3 protein-coding genes are annotated in these 2050 nt (G+C 71.4%); 2 read left to right on the top strand and 1 reads right to left on the bottom strand.

Features of this window, described 5'->3' with window-relative positions; genetic code table 11:
* Window positions 1–310 precede the first annotated feature (310 nt).
* Window positions 311–1138, top strand: coding sequence for a ribonuclease BN (locus ABH925_RS37585; RefSeq protein ID WP_370156125.1), 828 nt, complete (start codon window positions 311–313; stop codon window positions 1136–1138).
* Between the two features lie 107 nt (window positions 1139–1245).
* A complete protein-coding gene (locus tag ABH925_RS37590; protein WP_370156127.1) occupies window positions 1246–1740 on the top strand; it encodes a MarR family winged helix-turn-helix transcriptional regulator in 495 nt (164 codons plus the stop codon).
* A 126-nt stretch (window positions 1741–1866) separates the two neighbouring features.
* Here ABH925_RS37590 and ABH925_RS37595 read toward each other — a convergent pair whose 3' ends face one another.
* Entirely contained in the window at window positions 1867–1992 is a 126-nt protein-coding gene (locus tag ABH925_RS37595) for a hypothetical protein (protein WP_370156129.1), read from the bottom strand.
* Between the last annotated feature and the right edge of the window lie 58 nt (window positions 1993–2050).

The raw sequence follows: 2050 nt of genomic DNA on the forward strand, positions 1-2050 counted from the left end.
TCACCCTCCTCGTCAACCAGATCAACGGCACCAACCCCACCCCCAAAGAACTCCTCCACGAACCCGAACTCGTCGTCCGCGGAACCACCGCCCCCAGGGCTGACGCCTTCTCGGACCTGAACCTCCGCGATCTCCGTCAGAAGCCGGCGTAGCGGAGGTCCTCGAAGGGGGAGAGGAGCGATGTGCTGGGGTGTCCTCGGGCTGGACGGCCTCGGGTCGAGGCATAGTGCGAGGAGCGATCCCTGTGTCGGCGCGGCAGGCGACAGAGGGAGGCGTGTCGATGTCGCCGGATGACGGAAGGGCCGGGCCCATGCACCCTGGCAGACGTGTGGCCGTCCGCTTCGCGCTGGGCAGGCTCTGGCGCGAGGGCGTCGAGATGGAGCTGATGCACCGGGCCATGGGTTTCGGGGCACTGTGCTTCGTCACGCTGGTCCCCCTGCTGATCGTCGTCGCGGCCGCGGCCCCCGCCGGGCACCGGGGATTCGCCCAGTGGGTGATCGACGGGATGGGCCTGCCGTCCGGCCCCGCGCAGGCGGTACAGCGGCTGTTCACGGCGCGGCACGTGCTCAGCACCACCAGCGCGTTCAGCCTGGCGGCGGCCGCCGCCTTCGGTCTGACCTTCGCCTCCGCGGTCCAGACCGGCTACGAGCGGGTGTGGAGCGTGCCCGCCGGGCCGTGGCACCACGCCTGGCGCCGCGGCGTCTGGCTCGCGGCCCTGACCGGCTATCTGCTGGCCGAGGTGGAGAGCGGTGTCGCCCTGCACCACGGGCCGCTGGAGAGTGCGGCCCGGATCGCCCTGACCATCCTGTTCGGGATGCTCTTCTTCTGGTGGGGGCAGTCCTTCCTGCTCGGGGAGCGGGTCCCGTGGCGGCGATTGCTTCCCGGCGCCGTGGCCACCATGGTCGGGCTGGTCGGGCTGCGCGGTTTCTCCTCCCTCGTCTTCTCCCCACTGATCGTCACCAACGCGGTGTCCTACGGCCCGGTGGGGGCGGCGCTCATCGTGCAGTCCTGGCTGATCGGCGTCGGCTTCGTCATCTACGGCGGTCCCCTCCTCGGCCGCCATCTGCACGACAGCCGGCACGGAGGAGCGGTTCCGAACGGCGGGCCCGGCCAGGGCCGGCCGGAGGCGACCGAGTAGTCCCTCCCTCCCGCACGCCCGCCTCGGGACGGGCTCAGGGGTACGACCGCATCGCGGGGGAGTGAGGGCGGTCGGCTGCCGACGCTGCTGCGCGCTACCCTCGCCGTGTGACGACCGAGCCCCCTTCGCCGACCGATGAGCACGCGGACCTGTGGCTCGCGCCGGACCAGCTGGCCTCGTGGATGTCGGTGGTCCGCCTGATCACCCGGCTGCCCTGGGCCATCGACGCCCAGCTCCAGCGCGACGCGGAGCTGAGCATGCTGGAGTACATGACCCTGGCGATGCTCGCCGAGGCGCCCGAGCGCACACTGCGGATGAGTACCCTCGCCGAGCACACCAGCTCGTCGCTGTCGCGCCTGTCCCATCTGGTCAAGCGGCTCGAATCGCGCGGGTACGTCAGGCGCGAGCCGGACCCGGCAGACGGGCGTTTCACCCATGCCATCCTGCTGCGGGAGGGCATGGACAAGCTCGCCTCGGCCGCGCCCGGACACGTCTCCCACGTGCGCCACCTGGTCGTGGACAACCTCTCCGCCGAACGCCTGCGCCGGCTCGGGCAGGATGCCGAGCGCATCCTGCAGCGCATCGACTCACCCGCACGCTGAGCGCCCCCGCGTCACCCGACGAGGCCGGATGCCGCCGCTGCGCCTGACTGAAGGCGTGGTGCAGGGTCCTGCGGCGGCGACCGCCGCGCGGAGACCCTGCACCGCGTCCCGCACGAGTCCCTGCGGTCACAGGGCGTAGACCCGGGCGATGATCCGGCTGCGCGCGACCTGATCCGGTCCGGGATGGCTCACCGTCACCGCCACACCGCTCGGATCGCGGTCATGTCCCTTGGAGTGGTGTAACGGTCGCATGCCAACGGTTATGCGGTGGGCGGTAGTTCGTCGGGGGTGTGCGGGTCGGGGTAGATCT

It is taken from the genome of Streptacidiphilus sp. EB129 (assembly GCF_041262645.1).
Classification (GTDB): Bacteria; Actinomycetota; Actinomycetes; order Streptomycetales; family Streptomycetaceae; genus Streptacidiphilus.